We start from the raw sequence: 19,754 nt of genomic DNA on the forward strand, positions 1-19,754 counted from the left end.
TTTGCCGGCTTCGTCGGAATAGTGTCATTCGATTGTGGGAAAAGCCTTCGCTCAGACGGCAGGTCACAAAGGCGACTCATGAAGCCCCCCTCGCCGGCTGACAGGGATTTTTCCATGAGCAAGCAAAAGACCAAGGACCTTCTTGCGAACGCGGTGCATGCGAACAAGCTGGCCAGCCGGGAGGGGATTCTCGAACGCTTGTTCACCTTCGCCTTCTCCGGCCTTGTCTACCCGCAAATCTGGGAGGATCCGGCCGTCGACATGGCGGCGCTCGAACTCGGACCGGACAAGCGCATCATCACCATCGCCTCCGGCGGCTGCAACGTCATGAACTACCTGACGGCCTCGCCGGCCGAGATCGTTGCGGTGGATCTCAACCCCGCTCATATCGCCTTGCTCAAGCTGAAACTGACCGCCGCGCATCATCTTCCCAACCACGAGAGCTTCTTCCGCTTTTTCGGTCATGCCGACGAGCGGGAGAACACCGCTCGCTACGATCGGTTTCTGCGCGACCATCTTCCGGAGGATGCTCGCGCCTACTGGGAAAAGCGCGGCCTGACCGGCCGCCGGCAGATCTCCATCTTCACACGCAATATCTACCGCTACGGCCTGCTCGGCCGGTTCATCGGCATGATGCATCTGCTCGCCCGAGCCTACGGCAAGAACCCTCGTCTCATGTTGAGCGCCAAGGGGCTCGACGAACAACGACGCCTGTTCGAGGAAAATCTGGCCCCGGTCTTCGATTCACGGCTTGTTCGCTGGCTATGCCGGATGCCGGTGTCGCTCTACGGTCTCGGCATCCCGCCGGCCCAGTTTGCCTATCTGTCGGCGGACGCCGGTGGCGATCTTGCCGGTTTGCTGCGGCAGCGCCTGTCGCGCCTTGCCTGCGACTTCCCGCTGGAGGACAACTATTTCGCTTGGCAGGCGTTCGGGCGTCGCTACGATCGGGAAAGCCGCCGCGCCGTGCCGTCTTACCTCACCCATGACGCCTATGACGCCATCCGCGCTAACGCCGATCGGGTCACGGCCGTGCAGGCGTCGATGACCGACGAACTCGCCAGCCTGCCGGCCGAGAGCCTCGACGGCTACGTGCTGCTGGATGCCCAGGACTGGATGACACCGGCCCAGATGGTTGCCTTATGGACTGAGATCGATCGTACGGCTCGTTCGGGGGCTCGCGTCATATTCCGTACCGCCGGGCTCGACAGCCCACTGGAGGCGGCCTTGCCGGCGGCGATCCGATCTCGCTGGAGCTACGATCCCTCGACGGTGCCGGACTATGTCGCCCGCGATCGGTCTTCGATCTACGGCGGTTTCCATCTTTACGTGAGAGATGTCGCGTGAGCGCGTCGACGCCTGAAACGACGGCCGGCCAGAAGGCGGCCATGGACCGAATGTACCGTCTGACCCGCCACGTCTACGACGCGACACGCAAGCCCTATCTCCTCGGTCGGGATCGCATGATCGCCGGGCTCGCGGTTCCGCCGGGCGGCAGCGTGCTGGAGATGGGATGCGGCACGGGCCGCAATCTCGTCGCCGCCGGCGGCCGTCATCCTGGTGCTCGACTCTACGGCTTCGACATCTCCAGCGAGATGTTGAAATCGGCCCGCCACAACGTCGAGAAGTCCGGCCTCGATATTCGTCTCGCCGAGGGTGATGCCTGCGTTTTTGATCCGGAAGCGGCCTTCGGTGTGACCCGCTTCGATTGCGTCTACTTCTCTTACACCCTGTCCATGATCCCCGATTGGACGGCGGCTCTGGCCCACGGCCTCTCCTTGCTCAAGGTTGGCGGTCGCCTGTCGGTCGTCGATTTCGGTTTCTGCGAAGGACTGGGAACTCCGGTTCGTGGCCTTCTGCATGGCTGGCTGGCCCTTTTCCACGTCACGCCACGCGCCGACCTGGAAGCGGAAATGGCTCGCCTGGCAAACGCGAGCGGCCGGTCACTCCATTTCGAGCGGCCAGCTCGGGACTATGCGCAGCTTGGCAGCATCTTCTGAGATTAGTCGGCCGCCCGGCATACGGCTTCGACGTTGTGGCCGTCGGGATCGATGATATAGGCGGCGAAGTAGTTCGCCGCATAGGGTCGCAAACCCGGCCCGCCATTGTCCTCGCCACCGGCCGCTAGCCCTGCGGCATGGAAGGCTGCCACCTCCTCGTGCGTCTTGGCCGAAAAGCCGACGTGAAGCCGTCCCTTGCGTGTGGCGTCCGACAGCCAGAATCCGGCGTGGCCATCCCGGCCATAGCCAGCGTTGGAGGCCGCACCGGAACTCGGGGCGATGCGCGTGATCAGCCTGGAAATGCCAAGCGGTGCCAGCAGTGCATCGTAAAAGGCGATGGAGCGTCGGATATCGGTTACCGGACAATCGACATGATCGAACATGATGGTTTGGGACGAGCCGCGACGAGTGTGCCGAGGCCCGTCCCCCTCTTTACTCATTCGGGCTTGTGGCAGACAGCCTCAATGTTGTTGCCGTCGGGATCGAGAACGAACGCGCCGTAATAATTGGGGTGGTAATGCGGCCGCAGCCCCGGTCCGCCGTTGTCGCGACCGCCTGCCGCGATGGCCGCGGCGTAGAAGGCATCGACTGTGGCCCGGTCCTTGGCCAGAAAGGCCACGTGAAAATGCATCTTCTCGCCGGCGGGACGGCCGGTCGCGACCCAGAACTCCGGCTTGCCGTCGCTGCCGTAGCCGGCGAAAGCGTCGCCGCCTGTCTCCTCGGCCGAGACGGACATCACGACTTCGATGCCGAGGGGTGCCAAAGCCTTGTCGTAGAATGCCTTCGATTTCTCATAGTCGACGGCCGGAAAGCCCATGTGATCCAGCATTTTCGCCTCCACTGTTGATGGCGGCAGACATAGCCGGCACCCATGCCAGACCATGTCAGGAGTGCCTACTGACACAACTCGTCACGCGTCCTCAAAGCCGGCGAGCACGCCGACGGCGTTGTATCCGATGTCCTCGACCGCATAGCCGCCCTCCTGTACGAACAGCGTCGGCCGTCCGAGGGCCGCGACGCGGGCGCCGATCTTCGGATAGTCCCCGCGCTTCAGCTTGAACTTGGAGATCGGATCGCCTTCGAAGGTGTCGAGGCCAAGCGATACCACGACGACATCAGGGCCAAAGGCCTCGATCGCTCGGCAGGCATGATCGAGGGCGGCGCCCCATGTATCCCAGGCTGTGCCGAAGGGCATGGGCAGGTTGAGAGTGAAGCCTTCGCCCTCCCCCTCGCCAATTTCGTCGGCCCGACCCGAGAAGAATGGATAGGCGACGGCCGTGTCCGCATGGAGGTTGACCATCTGCACATCGCCGCGCCGGTAGAAAATCTCCTGCGTGCCGTTGCCGTGGTGATAGTCGACGTCGAGAATGGTGATGCGTTTTGCGCCATGATCGAGAAACCACTGCGCTGCGACTGCCGCATTGTTGATGAAGCAATAGCCACCCATGGTCGAGGATCCCGCGTGGTGGCCTGGCGGCCGGCAAAGCGCATAAGCGGCCCTCTCCCCGCCGCCAATCAGCTCGGCCGCTCCCACTGCCGACCAGACGGCCGACTGCACAGCATCCCAGGTGCCCTCGACGAAGGAACCCCCACCGTCGAAGGAGTAATAACCCATCAGCCCGTTGACGTGCTCGGGCCGGATATCGCGCTGGCCTCTGGCCGGCCAGACGTAGGGCATGGTCGGGCCTGTTCGCCCTTCGGCGAGCCACAGCTTCCAGAAGTCCGCCAAGAACCGGAGGTAGCCGGCATCGTGCACCTTCGAGGCCGCCGCGACGGCGTCGATGGGGACCGCTTCGATCACGTCGCCAAGACCGACCGCCGCGATCCGCTTCAGGATGAAGTCGACGCGCGCCGGCAGCTCGAAGGCGGGCGTTATGACCCCGGCGTTGAGTTCCTGGTTGTCGGCGTGGAGGCGATGACGGGAGGAGTAGACGGTTTTCATGTCCGGTGGCTTTTTGACGTACCAACGGGTCCGCCGTCGGTTCCACGCCGACACTAGCCGGTCGATGGCGAACGGCAAGGCGAAACTCATCCCTTCTGCGAAGATCAGTTCTCGACGCGGCAATGACGGGCAAAGACAGGCCGTTGGAAGACATCGTAGCCGACGATCAGAAGATCCGACGTGCCTTTGCCGACATCGCCGATGGCGTCGCCAATTGTCCGGCCGACCTTCAGCACGGGGACCGTGGGCCCCGCGCTGTCCGGACGCAGCACTGAACTGCGTATGCTGTCGGTGGTCGACCAGTTGCCGAAGCTGGCGCCTGCGCCGGCCAGGAAGCGCCCAACACTCTGTCTAAGATCGATCGCATCGAGCACCACTCCCTTGTTGGATGGATAGAGAACGGCGATGGGTCGATCGCCATCGACAACCGGTAATGCCGAGCCAATGTAAAGATGGAACGAGTTGACGACCGGGGCATCGGGCAACTCGATCGTCGCCGGCGACTCGACCGTGATGCTATCCATAGCCGGCACTGCGATGTCACCCCATAGGCGGACGCGTTCAGGCGTTCCCGGCAGGCTGCCTGTTGCCTCGATGAGGCCGAGCGCCGTTGTCGTACCGTCGACGTCGGCGGGCGAACCGGGATAGATTGCAAATCCGCCCTTCTCTGCGTCAAACAGGCGATATCGCTCGGTCAGCGCCACTGCGAGGGCCGAGCGAACCGCCGCCCTGCCCGCCTCGTCGAGGTGCCCCCACAGGCGGCGCGTCAGGAGTTGCGTCGCCTGCGCCTGTTCAAGGCTCCAGGCGTGCTGTTCATCCTCGCCGGCCGGCATGGGCGCCGTCACGGCCTCCATCAGGCTGTGGGCCAGCGCATCGGCATGGCGTAACGGATGCGATGGATCGCGGTTGGCTCCATCGTCGGTCAGCAGATAGTGCAGAATATGGTAAGTCGAGTTGGCGTCGCGTTTGGTCTCGAAGGCGCGAGGCGTGCCCATGCGAGCGCCCCACATGCCGGACTTCGGATCCTGCGCAATGTCGAGCCAGTCACGAAACGCAGCGTGCCAAGCTGGCGTGAAGCGATAGACGCCGGTCGTCTCGAAGAGATCGACATATGCCAGTTCCGAAATGCCCGGACCATAGACACCGGGGCCCGGAAGGTGCTCCGCCCAGAACCTGCTGGTGTAAAGATGGGCGTCGAGGTAGGCGCGAAGAGCCTCCGGTGTGGCGATGGCATCCAGGAAGCGAAGAGGATAGCGAAGCCGTAACGGTTCCCCGAGTTCTTTCGCCAACCCATCGAGTGCTTCGACCACGTTGAGCGTCGGTGCGACAAACGTGAAGAACGGGTAGTCCGGGCTCATGAAGGCGCCGGTCGTTGGGTCCTGGCGGGCGAGAAGAAACTCGTAGCGCGCCCTGGCTGACCCGTCGGTCGGCATTCTGATCAGACCGTCGCCGCTTTCCATTTGCTGCCGCAGGCGGAGCAAGGTCGAGTAGGCATCGAGATAGTCGCCGTCCGACAATGTCTTGACGATGCCGAGCATTCTGAACTCGAACTCGGCCATCTAGTAGCCTTCGGCCTTGAGTTCGGCGTTACGGCGAAAGAGATAAGGCACCGAGCCGATAACATGATGAGCCTGGTAGCCGAGGGCGCCTGCTACAGCGATGGCGGCGGCCAGAATCGCCGCCGTGAGCTTCAAATTCCGTCTCCGCATAGCGCTCCCCCGACGCCATCTCATGACTTGATCCGAAGTGGGAGCGCGGTTCGACCATCACAAGTGCGGACTAACAACCATGCCGGTCTACGCCGACACGCCGCTGGTCGAAGCTGGCTGCCGATCGTGTCTTGCGATCGTCGTGCGAATTTTCCTCCGCTGTGTCTTGCCTTTCCCCGCGGTTCGGGCGAAATCGCCGGGCCATGTTGATCATATCCGATCTCACCTATCGCATCGCCGGCCGCACCCTCATTGAGGGGGCCTCCGTCACCATTCACGACGGCGCCAAGGTCGGTCTCGTTGGCCGCAACGGCACGGGCAAGACGACGCTGTTCAATATCGTCGCCGGCGATCTTGCGGCCGAGAGCGGCTCGATCGACCTCAAGCGCGGCGCTCGTATCGGCCGCGTCGCCCAGGAGGCGCCGGGGTCGGATATCCCGCTGATCGATTTCGTGCTGGCCGCCGACACCGAGCGGACGGCCTTGATGGCCGAGGCCGAGACGGCTTCCGATCCGCATCGCATCGCCGAGATTCAGGTGAGGCTTGCCGACATCGAGGCGCACTCCGCCGAAGCGCGCGCCGCCACCATCCTGTCCGGCCTCGGGTTCGATGCCGCCGACCAGCGCCGTCCCTGCGCGGATTTCTCGGGCGGTTGGCGCATGCGTGTGGCTTTGGCCGCCGTGCTGTTCACCGAGCCGGATCTGCTGCTGCTCGACGAGCCGACCAACTACCTCGATCTTGAAGGCACGCTCTGGCTCACCAACTATGTCCAGCGCTATCCCTATACGGTGGTGCTGATCAGCCACGACCGCGACCTTCTCGACAGTGCCGTCGACCATATCTGCCATCTCTCCGAGGGCAAGCTGACGCTGTGGAAGGGCGGCTACACCTCGTTTGCGCGCCAGCGGCAGGAGAAGATGCTGCTGCAGGAAAAGGCACGCGAGAAGATCGAAGCGCGGCGCAAGCACCTGCAGGCCTTCGTCGACCGCTTCCGCTACAAGGCCAGCAAGGCGACGCAGGCGCAGTCCCGCATCAAGATGCTGGAAAAGCTCGACATCATCGCCGAGGTGGTGGAAGAGCACGTCCAGCAGATCTCCTTTCCCAACCCGAAGGCCAAGCTGGCGCCACCCATTGTCACCTACGACAAGGTCGATCTCGGCTATGACCCGGACAAGCCGGTGCTGAAGCGCCTGACGCTGCGCATCGACGATGATGACCGCATCGCCCTGCTCGGCAAGAACGGCAACGGCAAGTCGACCTTTGCCAAGGCTCTGGCCGATCGACTGGCACCCTTCTCCGGCAACATCGTCAAGGCCGGCAAGCTGGAAGTCGCCTTCTTCGCCCAGCACCAGCTCGACGAACTGCACCCCGACGAGTCGGCCGTTGCCCATGTGCGCCGCCTGATGCCCGACGCGCCCGACGCCCGCGTGCGCTCGCGGGTTGCGCAGATGGGCCTCGATACCAACAAGATGGACACGCCGGCGCGTGAGCTCTCCGGTGGCGAGAAGGCACGCCTTCTTCTCGGCCTCGCCACCTTCCACGGCCCGAACCTGCTGATCCTCGACGAGCCGACCAACCATCTCGACATCGACAGCCGTGAGAGCCTCATCCAGGCCCTCAACGATTTCGAAGGCGCCGTCATCCTGGTCAGCCACGACCGGCACTTGGTCGAAGCCACCATGGATCGGCTCTGGCTGGTGGACAAAGGGACGATTACTCCGTTTGACGGCGACATGGACGACTACAAGCGGTTCATCCTGTCCGGCCCGGTCGATGCCGACAGGACGGCGAAAGGCGACGAGCAAAAGGTCACCAATGCCGACCGCCGTCGCCTCGCGGCAGAGCGTCGTGCCCAGCTCGCGCCGCTCAGGAAGCGCATTCAGGGCATCGAAGCGGAGATGGACAAGGCGAGAAAGCTCATCGCCCGCATCGACGCCGCTCTCGCGGACCCGGCTTTGTTCACAAGCGATCCGGCCAAAGGCGCCAAGCTCTCCAAGGAGCGAGCGGATGCCGTGCGTAACCTCGACACGTTCGAGGAAGAATGGCTGACACTGTCGGCCGAGTACGAAGAGGCCGACGCGGCGGAAGGCTGATCGTCATTCGGTCGCTTTTGCGAGGGGTCGCAAGCCTGTATCGTCGATCCGTCCCGTCAATCCGGAAGCCCGCCATGACGACCGCCTTCACGCCTTTCGATATTGCCGCCTTCGTCTGGTTCCTGGCCATGTGGTTCGGTCAGGCCTGGCTCACGGAACACAGTCCCTGGGCCAAGCACTCGCTCACTCACTTCATCAACATCGGCCGTCACGGCTGGGTGCGGCAGACGGCGACGCGAGAGTTGCGCATGGTCGATACGGCCATTGTCGCCGGCCTTCAGAACGGCACGGCCTTCTTCGCGTCGACCTCACTTCTAGCCATTGGCGGCGGGTTCACCCTGCTGAACTCCGTCGATCATGCCGTCGGCGTCGTCTCGGCGCTGTCCGACCTGACCGCCACCGATCGGACGGCATTCGAGTACAAGGTGGTCGGTCTGCTCGGCATCTACGCCTATGCCTTTTTCAAGTTCGGCTGGGCCTACCGCATGTTCAACTTCGGCTCGATCCTGCTGGGCGCGCTTCCGCCGCCGGCCGAGGCCGAAACCAAGGAAATGGACAAGGCGGTGGCGCGAGCCTCGTCCATCATTGTGGTGGCCGGCACCAACTTCAATCGCGGCCTGCGTGCCTTCTTCATGTCGATCGGCTATCTCGGCTGCTTTCTCGGACCGATACCGCTGATCGCCAGTTCGACCTTCATCGCGGTGGTGCTTGCCCGCCGCCAGTTCACCTCCAACGCCGTAAAGGCCATGAGGAGATACGAGTGACCGACGTCGACCCGCACCGCGTCAAGGCAGGACAGATCCGCGACGTTCTGTTGCTGATGGCTTCCGAGTCTCCATCCGGCAAGCCGATCGGCCCGGACGCCGTCGCCCGCGCCATCGCCGGCAAGGACGAAAAGGTATGGCGCCGTCTGATGAAGCCGATCAAGGACGAGGCCGCTCGCCTTGCAAAGGAGGGTAAGGTCATCCTCCTGAGAAAGGGCAAGCCGGTCGATCCCGATCGGGTACGCGGACTTTACCGCATCCGCCTCAGGGCCGAGGGAGAACCGATGCCCGTCTACGAGATGTCGAAGACGGATGACGACCTGCTCGATGACGACTTTCTTCTTGATGGCGATGACGAGGCGTAACCAGCCGTCTCACGGTCGCGGCAAAAGCGCATCAGTATAGCCGGCGAACCGATAGACGACGAGGCCTATCCATTCGCGAACTGCCATGTCGGTCATGGTCAGCCCCTCGGCTGCTGTGCGCCCGCCCAGCCAGTCGGTTGCGGCGCCATTGCGGTAGTCGACCGGCCACGCCACCACGCCGCTCCAGCCGGCGGCGCGAAAGGCGCCGATGGCGCGCGGCATATGGAAGGCCGAGGTGACGAGAAGCCACTGCTCCCGAGGCTTGGGTTCGATTGTGGTAAAGCTGTAGATGGCGTTCTCGCGCGTGTTGCGGGAGCGGTCCTCAATGGTAATCCGCTCGGCCGCCACGCCGAACTCGACGAGCAGGTCGCGCGCAATGGTCGACTCGGCGCGCTCGTCGTTTGCGAAAACGCCGTTGGAACCACCCGAGAGCACGACGCGCGCGTCGGAGTATCGTCGAGCAAGCTCGGCGGCGACGATCAGCCGCTCGGCGCCGTCGATCAGCTCGACCGAGCTTCGCTCGGTCGACAGCCCGGTATCGATGACGCCCCCCAGCACCAAAATGCCGGCTGGAGCGAGCCGTTCGGGATCGGCCGGCACCGAAAAGCGCTGCTCGAGCGGCCGCAGCAGCAAGGTGGGAACGCCGGTCCACGCACATACGACCAGCAATGTAAGCGCGATGCCGATCAGCTCCGCGCCGCGCCGACGCCAACCGAGCAGCCGCATGCCGGCCCCGAGGAGCAACGCCAGGATAAAGGCATTGGAGGGACGCAGGAACAGAAACCCGAGCTTGGAGAGCACATAGAACACGCCGCCTGCACTCCCTCTCGAAACTATCCGGTCGGTTCGGTTATTGAGGCGTCAGAACCTTGCCCGGCACATTGCCGACCGCGCCGTTGTAGGAGATCTCGCACCATCGTGCGTCGAGCAGGGCAAGCTGAGCCTTTCGGGAACCGAACTGCCAGGATCCGAATGGAATCTCGTCGCGGCACCACCGCAATACGATGCCCTTGGCGTCCCCTGGAATCGTGCCCTTCTTCGCTGCCTTCTCGCTCATGTCAGCGTAAAGCGATGTCGCTTCGCCGTCCCGCAGCATATAGGTCATGTCGTAAGGACTGGGCGATTGGGCCTGGACGTCCCCCGCCGCAAGGACGAGACCAATCGAAAGAGCGATCGTTTTCAAGGCGTCCAATCTCATCCTCCCGGCCACCTTCTGGCTCCTGTCAACCAAGCAAGGAGATGACCCGACGAACATGAGGCGGTCAATCCGTTGATTGGCCTAGAATGTTCGTATCCCTCACCGAAAACGCGACCGGCAAGCCAATGCCCCGCATCGGAGCCTGAGCGCATCGTTACTCGCGGTCGGGTCGGCGAACGCGCAAACAGAAAGAACGGGACGGTTGGGCCGCCCCGTTCCGGATACCGTCAAATGTCCGCAGCGGTGCGAACCACTCGCCCGACTAGACCGTAGGCGATGCCTTCCTCGGCACTCATCCAGTAGTCGCGATCGGTGTCCTTCTCGATCCGCTCCACCGGCTGGCCGGTGGCATCGGCGAAAATCCGATTGAGGCGGTCGCGCATCTTGATGATCTCGCGCGCCTGGATCTCGATATCGGTCGCCATGCCGCCCGTGCCACCGGACGGTTGGTGCAGCAGGAAGCGGGTATTGGGCGTGCAGAAACGACGCTCCTTGGGCACCGACACGTAGATCAGCGCTCCGGCGCTTGCCACCCAGCCCGTACCGATGATGTTCACCGGCGCCGCCACGAAGCCGATCATGTCGTGGATCATGTCCCCGGACTCGACATGGCCGCCGGGCGACGACACGATGACGGTGATCGGATCGGTGGCGCTCGCTTCCGCCAGCGCCAGGAGGCGCGACGTCACTTCCTTCGCCATTTCCTGGGTCACCTGGCCGGTGATGAGAACGGTGCGCGACTTGAACAGATACTTGTCGACCTGTGGCGCCGGCGCCGCGTCCTTGGCCTTCTCGTCCTTCTCCTCTTCCTCGTCGTCGAGGCGGACGTATTCCTGATCCTTGGAAATCATGTGGACCTTCTCGTGGGGTGGCGGCCGCGACTGAAGGGGTCGGGCCTCGGGAGTCGCAAATCCTGATGACCCATACGTATCTCATCAGGGGAGCGGACGGCAACCCGACCGGAGGGACAGGGTGAACGGCTCGCTCACTGATCGAGATAGGTACGAAGGGCGACGAGCGAAACGTCCCGCGCGCCAGTTTCGCGTAGCATGCAGCCCGCTATGGCGCCGCCATAGCCCGTGCCGCCCTCCCAGAACGAGGCCTCTATGTTGCAAGTCGCGTCGCGCACCGTCAGCCAGGCCCTCTGGCTGTCGCGCAACTTGGCCGCCTCAGCTTTGTCAAGGCCGTTCATCAATGCTTGATAGTCGTCGTTGAGGCGCTCATCCCAGATCGCGGCCTCCCGTTCGAGGCAAGCTGCCATCATCGGCGTGTTCTCGTTGTCCGGATCGGCGAGGCAAGGATCGGAGACCATGCCGATACAGCCAAGCGGACTGATATTCTCGTGCGGTGCGCTCGCCACGCATTCGGCGATCACCTGTCGGTCGGCGTCGGTTGGCTCCGCCGGGTTGCCCTCCTGAGCCTGGGCCACGCTGCCAATGGTCATTGCAAAGCAGAAAGCGACGATACCGCGCATCCGCGTCTCCTACGGAAATGCCGGCGAGAAAAGCTCACCGGCATCTCTTTATCTCTTTGTTTTCAGGCAAATTCCAGCGCAATCCGCTATGGACACGTGCTGGATTTGTGTCACCCGTCCGGATTGAGGCGACCTTCGAGGAAGGCTTGCCACTCACGCGTCGATCCGTTGAAGACGTTGCGATCCACCCTACCCCGAATGCCTGCTACCCGACCGGCTTCCGTGTGTTGCCAGAAGTTCCAGCGCAGGCTCGGATCGCGCACCACCGGGTGCCCCTTGTAGGAGGCGATCCATACAAAGTAGCCGGGGAAAGCGCCTCGCAGACGGTCGTTATAGAAGCTGATCGACGTGTAGATGATCGGCCGCTTTCCGTAGTAGCGCTCGATGGCTTCGAGCCAGGTCTTGACTTCGGGAATGATCGCTTCCCGAGGTGGGTGACCGGGACACGTTTTGGAATCGACCCATTCTATGTCGAGCACCGGCGGCAGCGCGTAGGGATCGTACGGCACATTCTGCAGAAACCAGCTCACCTGTTCCATGGCGGGTCTGCAGAAATACCAGAAGTGATAGGCGCCGCGCGGCAAGCCGGCCATGGCGGCGCCATGCCAGTTTTGCGCGAACTTCGGATCCGACCAGTCGCCACCCTCTGTCGCCTTCAACCAGGCGAAGGCTGTGTTGTCCGCCACCACCGAGCGCCAGTTGATGTCGTCCTGATAGTAGGAGACGTCGATGCCCTTCACTGGGTAGTCGTCCGGCCCCGGCGGACCGAAGTCGAACAACGCACAGGCGGAAAGACCGACAGCAAGCGAGCCGAGGGCGAGCGGATTGACCAGACGAGCAGCAAGGCTGGCCCAACGACCGACGCCGATCGGCTTCCTGCCGCGCCGCCGCTTCGTTCGAAATGCCGTCTTTACCCAAGCAAAATCCATGACGCGAGCCCGAGGAACGCCAGAAACCCCACGACATCGGTCACCATCGTCACGAACACCCCCGAAGCGACCGCCGGATCGATGTCGAGCCGTTCGAACGCCAGGGGTATGAGGATGCCGGCCGTTGCCGCAGACAACAGGTTGACGATCATCGCGGCGCCGATCACGCCTCCAAGGAGGGGATCCTGGAACCAGAGCGCGGCGGCCGAACCGACGATCAATGCGAAACTGCCGCCGTTGAGTAAACCAACACTTAATTCTCGGCCGAAAATCCGCCAAACATTGTGTGCATCGAGATCGCGGGTCGCCAGGGCGCGCACCGTCACGGTCATGGTCTGGGTCGCCGCGTTGCCGCCCATCGATGCGACGATCGGCATCAGCACGGCAAGCGCCACCATTTTCGAAATAGAACCCGAGAACATGCCGATCACCGAAGAGGCCAGAAAGGCGGTCAGCATGTTGAAGAGCAGCCAAACCCACCGGGTCCGCAGTGTGTAGAACACCGAGTCGGAGATCTCTTCGTCACCGACGCCGGCCAACGCGCGGATGTCCTCTTCCGCTTCGGCCTGGATGACGTCCACGACGTCGTCGACGGTGATGACGCCCACCAGCCGTTCCGATTCATCGACCACGGCCGCCGAGACCAGATTGTAGCGCTCGAACATGCGCGCCACGTCCTCCTGGTCGTCGGTGGCGAGCACCCGCTGTCGGTCGTCGTTCATGATATCCGACATGCGCGTGGGACGCGGTGCCCGAAGAAGTCGGTTGAGCGCTACGGCGCCGAGGAACCGGAATCCGGGATCGATGACGAATACCTCGTAGAACTCGTCCGGCAGGTCTTTCTGATCCCTGAGGTAATCGATCGTCTGACCGGCTGTCCAGAACGGGGGTACGGCGATGAAGTCGGTCTGCATCCGACGTCCCGCCGTCTCCTCGGGAAAGTCGAGGCTGCGGCGCAGCGCCATGCGGTCGACCGCCGGCAGCTTGGCGAGGATTTCCTCCTGATCCTCGTCGTCGAGGTCTTCGAGAATGTAGACGGCGTCGTCCGAATCGAGATCGCGAACACCCTCCGCCACGGCTTCGGGCGGCAGCTCTTCGATGAGCTGGACTCGGACGGTCTCATCGACTTCGGTGAGCGCTGCGAAGTCGAAATGCTCGCCGAGCAACTGGACGAAAGGCGCGCGTTCGTCAGCCGATAGCGCTTCGATGATGTCGCCGACGTCCGCCTCGTGAAGATCGGCAGCAAGCGCCTCGACGGTTGGAGCATCCGCCGCCTCGATGGCCGCGCTGATGGCATCGAGGAACAATGGATCGAGTTCGCCATCCTCCGTTCTGAGCGGCGGCAAACCGTCAAAGCTCAGCGTATCAGGCGCGTTGGGCTCGGTTTCGGCCATGGCGCGTCTCCCGTGAATCTCGAGGTGGCGGACAGATTGAATCGACGGCGACGGTCGACACCGTCGCGCGGGAGTTAAGGCCGACAAACCGGATGGTGCAAGGGAGAAATTCCCGCGAAGGTTCGACGGTCGGGAACCGAGTCGATCCCAAGTCGCGAACAGCTTCCCCCTCGGCTCGGGTCGCGATCAGTTCGCCGCGGTGCTGTCTTCGGGTCTCACGGGCCACGTCATCTGAAGCATGGAGGTTGCCTGCTCGGCGGGGACGGCGCGGCTGAACAGAAACCCCTGCCCCTGGTGACACCCCAGAAGTTGAAGCGTTTCGGCCTGGGATGCTTCTTCGATTCCTTCGGCGATGGTCCTCATGCCCAATCCTCGCCCGAGGCCGATCATCGCCCGAATGATCATGGCCTGCCGTGCATCGTCGAGGAAGGACGACACGAAGCTGCGGTCGATCTTGAGCTTGTCGAACCTCAACCGAGACAGTTGAGAGAGGCTCGAGTAGCCGGTCCCGAAGTCGTCGATAGCAATATGGACACCCGCTCCGCGGAGTTCCTCAAGCATGGCCGAAACCAGCTGCACGTCCTTCACGAACATCGACTCGGTCAGCTCAACTTCGAGCTGTTGTGGTGAAAGCCCTGTCTCGGCGAGTGTTTCCAGCATGTTCCGCCCGAAGCTTCGGTTGCTGAACTGGGCCGGAGAAACGTTGAAGGACAGGCGGACGGTTCGCGGCCATTTGGCGGCGTCGCGACAGGCCTGACGGAAAAGCACATCCGACAACTCGCCGATCATGCCGGTTTCTTCCGCCAGGGGTATGAACTCCGACGGCGGAACGAAGGTTCCATCGGGGCGGCGCCAGCGCGCGAGGGCTTCAAACCCGACGATGCGGCCGGACGTCAGATCGATCATCGGCTGATAGTAGGGCCTCACCTCGCCGGACTTGAGCGCCGCGCGCAGTTGCTTGTCCAGCTCCGCGTACCTCGCGGTCGCCTCGTCTATGGCCGGATCGAACCATTTCGGCTCGCCGGAATGCTCTTTCTTTGCCGAGGAGACCGCGGAAAGCGCGCACCGAAGAAGATACTTGATGTTCGCCGCATCGTCCGGGTACTGCGCCATTCCAACATAGGCCGACACCTCGTAGTAGCGTTCGTTGACCAGAATGGGGGCGGATATCTGCTTGATGGCGCGACGGGCCAGCTTTTCCCAGTCCTTGGTCTGGGAGCCTTCCTGTGCCGCATAGAATTGGTCACCACCGAGCCTGAACAGGTAGCAGCCGACAAAGATTTCCCGCAGCCGGTCCGCGATGTTCACCAGGATTTCGTCGCTCGTCTCATTTCCGTAGATATCGTTGATATATCTGAAGCCTTGGACGTCGATCACCATGGACATGTGAGGCTTGCCAGCCTTGTCGCTTGCCCTCAGGCGCTCTATCTCCTGCTTGAGGCCGACACGGTTGGGGAGGCGGGTCAACGGATCGTGCGCCGCGATCCATGACACGTCACGCTCGGCCCGGCTGCGATGAGCCACCTCGTCCTGCAGATCTCGCAGCCGGCGATAGCCGAAGACGAAGCCCAACAGGCCCGCGACCAGAAGCGCCATCAGCACCTCGTCGAGCTGCACGAACTCGTGTCTCGTCAGGAAGCCGTCAAGCCTCTCGTAAAAATCAAGCCGTTCGAAGCCGACAAAGAGCAAGACGCCGATGACAGCAAGGACTGTAGCATCACGAGCTGCTCGTCCTGCCCTCAAGAGTCGCATTTGATTACCTCTTCGCTACGCCTTTGCGAACCGCAACGCGCGCTTTTCCATCGATGAATACAAGAAACCACAACCTCAACAAGCATACTTTGTACGCAGATGCATGTTTAATTAATATTTTACGATCTGGCTCAGTGAAAGTGGCAGGGACTGTCGCTGGCGAGGTCGAAAGACGGTTGTCGGGGCCTCGACTTGCTCAAGTGAACGGGACACATGTGGAGAAAAAGGTGGCAAAGACAGATCTTTCGCCAAGTTGTTGATGTTTTTGGTGTCGTAGATTCCGCTGTAGATAGCCAGAGCGTGATTTGGCGTACATTTGACGTTTTGTATGTTAGAATTAACAAGGATAAAATAGAGGATGGAGAGGCAGAATTACTGAATTTCTCCATAAATGTGCGATTAAGACTTTCATGCAATTCGTTATTGCGAGCGCACGGTTTGGATAGCAAGTCGGTCAGTGATTTGCTCGTCCCCCCAATGGCTGTGGCTCTCAATCTCCCTGCGATGAAAAGGCCACAGGATGCAGATCCGCTGGAAGCTCTATTTGACGTTTGCCGCGATGACCGTCTTGTTGGCCATTGAGGTGAGGGAAACGTTTGTCTCCTCCCTTGAGGCTCAATCGAGCGCGAACGCTATCCTTCAATCGCAGCGTGTGCAGGATCAGGCATTGGCGATCACGACGGCATTCGCGGTGGACCGAGGGCAAACGAGCGGCGTTGCCGGTGGAAAGCAGCTTTCTCCGGCCGTCGCCGACAAACTGGACCAGTCCCGTCTTGAGTCTCGGGAAATGCTCGGTCAGCTTCTGAGCAAGGCGAGCCGGGATCAGGCGGACAGGCTGAACACTCTTGTCTCGGCGGCGGAGGACCTGCGTCGCCAGATCTATGCCGCTGCTTCTTCCGGAGCAAAAGCGCCGGGCGATCTCGGTGCGCGTTGGTTTGCGGCTCAGTCTCGCGCCATCGAGGCGGTCGACGATGTGGCCATGCGCACGGTGGCCGATGGAGCTGGGACGACAAGCCTGGCGCTTGTCCGCGCCATGGAAGCACGCCGTCAGGTATGGGAAGCCAGCGAGTACGTTGGGCGGGAACGGGGCATGCTCAACGGCATCCTTTCGGCCGGTCGGCTGGCTAGTCCCGCCGAACTGGCCACGCTGGCCGAGTACCGCGGTCATGTCATGTCGGCATGGAACGCGGCCTATTCTCGACTCGAAATGATCGGTGAACCTATCCGAAGTCGCGCGGAAGAAGCCAACGAGGCCGTCTTTGGGCAGTTCGAGACGACCCGACAGGCAGTCTATTCCGCCTTGACGAGCGGCGCCCCCTCTACCCTGCCCGCGCCCGAATGGTTCTCGCGGGCAACCGACGCGGTGAATGTGCTAGCTGGCGTCCAATCCGCATTGGGCGAGCATATTTCTTCGGAGACCGCGGAACGACTGAACGCGGCGAACAGGTCGTTCACATGGGCATTGCTGGTTCTTTCCGCTGTTCTGGTCGTTGTGGCCCTCACGGCCGGGGTTATTCATTTCGGGTTGGCAAGGCCGCTGGCCAAGCTCACCGCCATCACGCGTTCGCTTGCCGGCGGCCGTCTTGACGACGAAATCGACGTTCCGAAACGGAAAGACGAGATCGGCCAGCTGTTTCAGGCAACCGCCGAGTTTCGGATGGCGCTTCTGGACGCCAGCCAACTGCGTGCCGAACAAGAGCAAGCCAAGCGGTTGACCGCCGAAAAGAAGACTCGTGAAATGCTGCAGTTGGCGGACAAGTTCGAGGCGACGATCGGCGTTGTGGTCGCCGCGCTCGGAACGGCAAGCCAGCAGTTGGAAGTCGCAGCCAACACGCTCGCGGTCGGGGCCGAAGAAACGTCCAGTCAGTCGACGGCCGTCGTCAGGGCTGCGAGCTTCGCGGCTTCGGGGGTGCAATCGGCCGCCGGCGCCGCCGAGGAGCTGGCGGCCTCGGTTCGGGAAATCGGGCGACAGGTGGAAGTATCGACGCAGGCGGCGACCGCTGCCGTGGCAATGGCAGACGACACCGCAAGAGGCGTGCTCGGACTTGCCGAATCCGCCGCCCAGATCGGGAACGTGGTGACGCTTATCAGTGATATCGCCGCCCGGACCAATCTGTTGGCCCTCAATGCGACAATCGAAGCCGCTCGCGCAGGTGAGGCCGGCCGTGGATTTGCCGTGGTCGCGCAAGAGGTGAAGCAGCTTGCCGAGCAGACCGCCCGAGCCACATCCGAAATCTCCTCGCAGGCTGCGACAATCCAGTCGGCGACCCGAACGTCAGCCGACGCAATCGGAACGATCGCTGCCCAGGTCCGCGACATCGGCCACACCTCGACAGGTATCGCCGCCGCGGTGGCCGAGCAGGAGGCCGCCACATCCGAGGTGGCGAGAGCCGTGGCCCTTGCCTTCCAGTCCACGCGGGAGGTTGACGCCAACATTGCTGGAGTCGCCATGGCCGCCCGGGAGACTTCGCAAGCCTCCTCCGAGGTCAAGGGATCCGCATCGAGTCTGACAGAGCAGATCGACCAGCTGAAAGCGGAAGTATCGGAAGTTCTGGCAGGATTGCGGGCGAGCTGAGCTACCCGAGTCACATGCACACAAAAAAGCCGGGCATGACTGCCCGGCTTTTTTAGATGGTGCGGTCGAGAAGACTCGAACTTCCACGTCTTGCGACACAGCGACCTCAACGCTGCGCGTCTACCAATTCCGCCACGACCGCATCTTGGTAGTTGCCACCCCTTCCGGGCCGGCGCCGGGTATCTAGCAAGAGATTCTCCGAGGCACAAGAGGGAGGCAAGAAGAATTTTGCCAGCGTCGGAAAAACCCCGCTATTCCGGGAAAAATACTCAGATCTTCACGACATCGTCGAGCCGGCGGTAGGACGCTGGCCGAGCCAGCACCTCCGTAATCGACACGGTCACGCGGTCACCCTTCAGCACCACCTGACCTTTTGCGACCGGCAGATTGTTGGCAAGGATGTCCACGTCATCGTCGGCGGAGTGATCCAGCTCGATCACCGCGCCGCGCCCCATGCGCAACAGTTGGTGGATCGGCATGGTCTGCCCGCCGAGCACGACAGAGATCTCGACTTTGATCTTCTCCAAACTGGCCATCAGTCCTATCTTCCGTCTCGCCGTCGGCGGGTGCTTGGACGACCACCGGCGCCACCCGGAACACGAAGCGGCAAGCCGACGCGTCGTCGTCCGTTGAGTGTTTGCGGCATAAGGTTACCGAATGGTTAATGAACGATCCGAAATCAGGACGGACATGCACTCCGTCCCCGGTTCGCCGCCTGTCGAGTGGCGTATTGAACCAGGTCTCGTCGATTATGAGTTTGCCGTCGCCTTCATGGAGGCGCGCGTCGCTGCGATTGCGCAAGGGGATGCACGGGAACTCGTCTGGCTGGTCGAGCACCCTCCTCTCTATACTGCAGGTACGAGCGCCAACCCGGCCGACGTTGTCGAGCCGAACCGCTTCCCTGTCCATCAGACCGGACGCGGCGGGCAGTATACCTATCATGGTCCGGGCCAGAGAGTTGCCTACGTGATGCTCGACTTGGAGCGTCGCGGCAAGGATATCAGGGCTTTCGTCGCGGCGCTGGAGCGCTGGCTTATCGGGGCGCTGGCCACTTTCAACATCCGTGGAGAGAGGCGCGAGGATCGCGTGGGGGTCTGGGTTCGTCGGCCGGACAAGGCGAGCTCCGCCGAGGACAAGATCGCCGCCATCGGTATCCGCGTTCGCCGTTGGGTCAGTTTCCACGGGATCAGCCTCAACGTCGAACCGAACCTCGATCATTTCAACGGTATCGTGCCCTGCGGCATCCGGGGGCACGGCGTCACCAGCCTCGTCGATCTGGGATTGCCGGTGACGATGGAAGATGCCGACGCTGCCTTGAAGGCAAGCTTCGTCGAGGTGTTCGGCCCCTGTGGCCCATAAGCGAGTTGATCGTCCGGCGTTGACGACGCGACCCTCTGGCGACATGGACGGGAGCCTTGGCCAGCTGGCGCGAGACCTCGTTTGCGGGAACCAAATCCATTGACGGCAGAGTTTTCCTCGGCGGACATCCGTATGTAGAAGGAATATGAGTTTGTCGTTCGGCCAACCCGGTCAGGAGTTGGCCGCAGCATCGATAGACAACC

20 protein-coding genes and 1 tRNA gene are annotated in these 19,754 nt (G+C 62.4%); 7 read left to right on the forward strand and 14 right to left on the reverse strand.

The annotated features are described in order from the left end of the window. Positions 1-114 precede the first annotated feature (114 nt). Together M4J39_RS02055 and M4J39_RS02060 are read left to right on the forward strand one after the other, a co-directional pair. Entirely contained in the window at positions 115-1,344 is a 1,230-nt protein-coding gene (locus M4J39_RS02055; RefSeq protein ID WP_251726072.1) for a DUF3419 family protein, read from the forward strand. Then, on the forward strand, positions 1,341-1,997 hold the full coding sequence (locus M4J39_RS02060; RefSeq protein WP_251726074.1) for a methyltransferase domain-containing protein: 657 nt from the start codon (positions 1,341-1,343) through the stop codon (positions 1,995-1,997). The genes M4J39_RS02055 and M4J39_RS02060 overlap by 4 nt, the downstream gene beginning before the upstream one ends. A gap of 2 nt (positions 1,998-1,999) precedes the next feature. Here M4J39_RS02060 and M4J39_RS02065 read toward each other — a convergent pair whose 3' ends face one another. The 5 genes from M4J39_RS02065 to M4J39_RS02085 form a co-directional block, all read right to left on the reverse strand. Next, positions 2,000-2,380, reverse strand: coding sequence for a VOC family protein (locus tag M4J39_RS02065; RefSeq protein WP_251726075.1), 381 nt, complete (start codon positions 2,378-2,380; stop codon positions 2,000-2,002). Positions 2,381-2,433: 53 nt separating this feature from the next. After that, positions 2,434-2,826 (reverse strand): VOC family protein, encoded by a 393-nt coding sequence (locus M4J39_RS02070; RefSeq protein WP_251726077.1) that lies wholly within the window; start codon positions 2,824-2,826, stop codon positions 2,434-2,436. An 81-nt stretch (positions 2,827-2,907) separates the two neighbouring features. Next, positions 2,908-3,939 (reverse strand): histone deacetylase family protein, encoded by a 1,032-nt coding sequence (locus tag M4J39_RS02075; RefSeq protein ID WP_251726079.1) that lies wholly within the window; start codon positions 3,937-3,939, stop codon positions 2,908-2,910. Between the two features lie 104 nt (positions 3,940-4,043). Further along, the gene (locus tag M4J39_RS02080) at positions 4,044-5,498 is read right to left on the reverse strand and encodes a hypothetical protein (protein WP_251726081.1); all 1,455 of its coding nucleotides are present in this window, start codon (positions 5,496-5,498) and stop codon (positions 4,044-4,046) included. Continuing rightward, positions 5,499-5,648, reverse strand: coding sequence for a hypothetical protein (locus M4J39_RS02085; protein ID WP_251726083.1), 150 nt, complete (start codon positions 5,646-5,648; stop codon positions 5,499-5,501). A gap of 203 nt (positions 5,649-5,851) precedes the next feature. Here M4J39_RS02085 and M4J39_RS02090 point away from each other — a divergent pair, with 203 nt between their 5' ends. The 3 genes from M4J39_RS02090 to M4J39_RS22885 all read left to right on the forward strand — a co-directional run bounded on the left by M4J39_RS02090 (position 5,852) and on the right by M4J39_RS22885 (position 8,870). Continuing rightward, a complete protein-coding gene (locus M4J39_RS02090) occupies positions 5,852-7,741 on the forward strand; it encodes an ABC-F family ATP-binding cassette domain-containing protein (protein ID WP_251726084.1) in 1,890 nt (629 codons plus the stop codon). Positions 7,742-7,815: 74 nt separating this feature from the next. Further along, positions 7,816-8,505 carry a DUF599 domain-containing protein gene (locus M4J39_RS02095; protein ID WP_251726086.1) on the forward strand — a complete coding sequence of 230 codons (690 nt, stop codon included), beginning with the start codon at positions 7,816-7,818 and terminating at the stop codon, positions 8,503-8,505. Further along, positions 8,502-8,870 (forward strand): DUF3253 domain-containing protein, encoded by a 369-nt coding sequence (locus tag M4J39_RS22885; RefSeq protein ID WP_251726087.1) that lies wholly within the window; start codon positions 8,502-8,504, stop codon positions 8,868-8,870. Before M4J39_RS02095 ends, M4J39_RS22885 begins: the two co-directional genes overlap by 4 nt. A gap of 9 nt (positions 8,871-8,879) precedes the next feature. Here M4J39_RS22885 and M4J39_RS02105 read toward each other — a convergent pair whose 3' ends face one another. The 7 genes from M4J39_RS02105 to M4J39_RS02135 form a co-directional block, all read right to left on the reverse strand. Continuing rightward, positions 8,880-9,680, reverse strand: a complete 801-nt coding sequence (locus M4J39_RS02105; RefSeq protein ID WP_251726089.1) for an ElyC/SanA/YdcF family protein — start codon at positions 9,678-9,680, stop codon at positions 8,880-8,882. A gap of 40 nt (positions 9,681-9,720) precedes the next feature. Next, positions 9,721-10,062, reverse strand: coding sequence for a hypothetical protein (locus M4J39_RS02110; protein WP_251726091.1), 342 nt, complete (start codon positions 10,060-10,062; stop codon positions 9,721-9,723). A 233-nt stretch (positions 10,063-10,295) separates the two neighbouring features. After that, positions 10,296-10,919, reverse strand: a complete 624-nt coding sequence (locus tag M4J39_RS02115) for an ATP-dependent Clp protease proteolytic subunit (protein ID WP_251726093.1) — start codon at positions 10,917-10,919, stop codon at positions 10,296-10,298. 134 nt (positions 10,920-11,053) lie between these two features. Then, the gene (locus M4J39_RS02120; protein WP_251726095.1) at positions 11,054-11,542 is read right to left on the reverse strand and encodes a lysozyme inhibitor LprI family protein; all 489 of its coding nucleotides are present in this window, start codon (positions 11,540-11,542) and stop codon (positions 11,054-11,056) included. Between the two features lie 110 nt (positions 11,543-11,652). Then, a complete protein-coding gene (locus M4J39_RS02125) occupies positions 11,653-12,471 on the reverse strand; it encodes a glycoside hydrolase family 25 protein (RefSeq protein WP_251726097.1) in 819 nt (272 codons plus the stop codon). After that, positions 12,453-13,865, reverse strand: coding sequence for a magnesium transporter (gene mgtE, locus M4J39_RS02130; RefSeq protein WP_251726099.1), 1,413 nt, complete (start codon positions 13,863-13,865; stop codon positions 12,453-12,455). The genes M4J39_RS02125 and mgtE overlap by 19 nt, the downstream gene beginning before the upstream one ends. A gap of 186 nt (positions 13,866-14,051) precedes the next feature. Next, positions 14,052-15,617: a bifunctional diguanylate cyclase/phosphodiesterase gene (locus tag M4J39_RS02135; RefSeq protein WP_251726101.1), complete on the reverse strand. Its 1,566-nt coding sequence runs from the start codon at positions 15,615-15,617 to the stop codon at positions 14,052-14,054. A gap of 520 nt (positions 15,618-16,137) precedes the next feature. Between M4J39_RS02135 and M4J39_RS02140 the strand changes: the two genes are divergently transcribed. Further along, on the forward strand, positions 16,138-18,192 hold the full coding sequence (locus M4J39_RS02140) for a methyl-accepting chemotaxis protein (protein WP_251726103.1): 2,055 nt from the start codon (positions 16,138-16,140) through the stop codon (positions 18,190-18,192). Positions 18,193-18,249: 57 nt separating this feature from the next. Here M4J39_RS02140 and M4J39_RS02145 read toward each other — a convergent pair. Then, positions 18,250-18,334: transfer RNA gene (locus M4J39_RS02145), tRNA-Leu, on the reverse strand. A 127-nt stretch (positions 18,335-18,461) separates the two neighbouring features. Continuing rightward, positions 18,462-18,728 (reverse strand): FliM/FliN family flagellar motor switch protein, encoded by a 267-nt coding sequence (locus tag M4J39_RS02150; protein ID WP_101288026.1) that lies wholly within the window; start codon positions 18,726-18,728, stop codon positions 18,462-18,464. A gap of 154 nt (positions 18,729-18,882) precedes the next feature. On the opposite strand from M4J39_RS02150, the gene lipB reads away from it, so the two are divergent. Continuing rightward, positions 18,883-19,551 carry a lipoyl(octanoyl) transferase LipB gene (gene lipB, locus M4J39_RS02155; RefSeq protein WP_251726105.1) on the forward strand — a complete coding sequence of 223 codons (669 nt, stop codon included), beginning with the start codon at positions 18,883-18,885 and terminating at the stop codon, positions 19,549-19,551. The last annotated feature ends 203 nt before the right edge of the window (positions 19,552-19,754 follow it).

Source organism: Pleomorphomonas sp. NRK KF1 (genome assembly GCF_023721755.1).
Taxonomy (GTDB): Bacteria; Pseudomonadota; Alphaproteobacteria; order Rhizobiales; family Pleomorphomonadaceae; genus Pleomorphomonas.

Excerpts from the sequence above, each read along its gene's own strand:
- M4J39_RS02055 (WP_251726072.1), top strand. The coding sequence starts at position 115 with ATGAGCAAGCAAAAGACCAAGGACCTTCTTGCGAACGCGGTGCATGCG.
- M4J39_RS02065 (WP_251726075.1), bottom strand. The coding sequence starts at position 2,380 with ATGTTCGATCATGTCGATTGTCCGGTAACCGATATCCGACGCTCCATC.
- M4J39_RS02070 (WP_251726077.1), bottom strand. The coding sequence starts at position 2,826 with ATGCTGGATCACATGGGCTTTCCGGCCGTCGACTATGAGAAATCGAAG.
- M4J39_RS02075 (WP_251726079.1), bottom strand. The coding sequence starts at position 3,939 with ATGAAAACCGTCTACTCCTCCCGTCATCGCCTCCACGCCGACAACCAG.
- M4J39_RS02080 (WP_251726081.1), bottom strand. The coding sequence starts at position 5,498 with ATGGCCGAGTTCGAGTTCAGAATGCTCGGCATCGTCAAGACATTGTCG.
- M4J39_RS02085 (WP_251726083.1), bottom strand. The coding sequence starts at position 5,648 with ATGCGGAGACGGAATTTGAAGCTCACGGCGGCGATTCTGGCCGCCGCC.
- M4J39_RS02090 (WP_251726084.1), top strand. The coding sequence starts at position 5,852 with ATGTTGATCATATCCGATCTCACCTATCGCATCGCCGGCCGCACCCTC.
- M4J39_RS02095 (WP_251726086.1), top strand. The coding sequence starts at position 7,816 with ATGACGACCGCCTTCACGCCTTTCGATATTGCCGCCTTCGTCTGGTTC.
- M4J39_RS02115 (WP_251726093.1), bottom strand. The coding sequence starts at position 10,919 with ATGATTTCCAAGGATCAGGAATACGTCCGCCTCGACGACGAGGAAGAG.
- M4J39_RS02120 (WP_251726095.1), bottom strand. The coding sequence starts at position 11,542 with ATGCGCGGTATCGTCGCTTTCTGCTTTGCAATGACCATTGGCAGCGTG.
- M4J39_RS02125 (WP_251726097.1), bottom strand. The coding sequence starts at position 12,471 with ATGGATTTTGCTTGGGTAAAGACGGCATTTCGAACGAAGCGGCGGCGC.
- mgtE (WP_251726099.1), bottom strand. The coding sequence starts at position 13,865 with ATGGCCGAAACCGAGCCCAACGCGCCTGATACGCTGAGCTTTGACGGT.
- M4J39_RS02135 (WP_251726101.1), bottom strand. The coding sequence starts at position 15,617 with ATGCGACTCTTGAGGGCAGGACGAGCAGCTCGTGATGCTACAGTCCTT.
- M4J39_RS02140 (WP_251726103.1), top strand. The coding sequence starts at position 16,138 with ATGCAGATCCGCTGGAAGCTCTATTTGACGTTTGCCGCGATGACCGTC.
- M4J39_RS02150 (WP_101288026.1), bottom strand. The coding sequence starts at position 18,728 with ATGGCCAGTTTGGAGAAGATCAAAGTCGAGATCTCTGTCGTGCTCGGC.
- lipB (WP_251726105.1), top strand. The coding sequence starts at position 18,883 with ATGCACTCCGTCCCCGGTTCGCCGCCTGTCGAGTGGCGTATTGAACCA.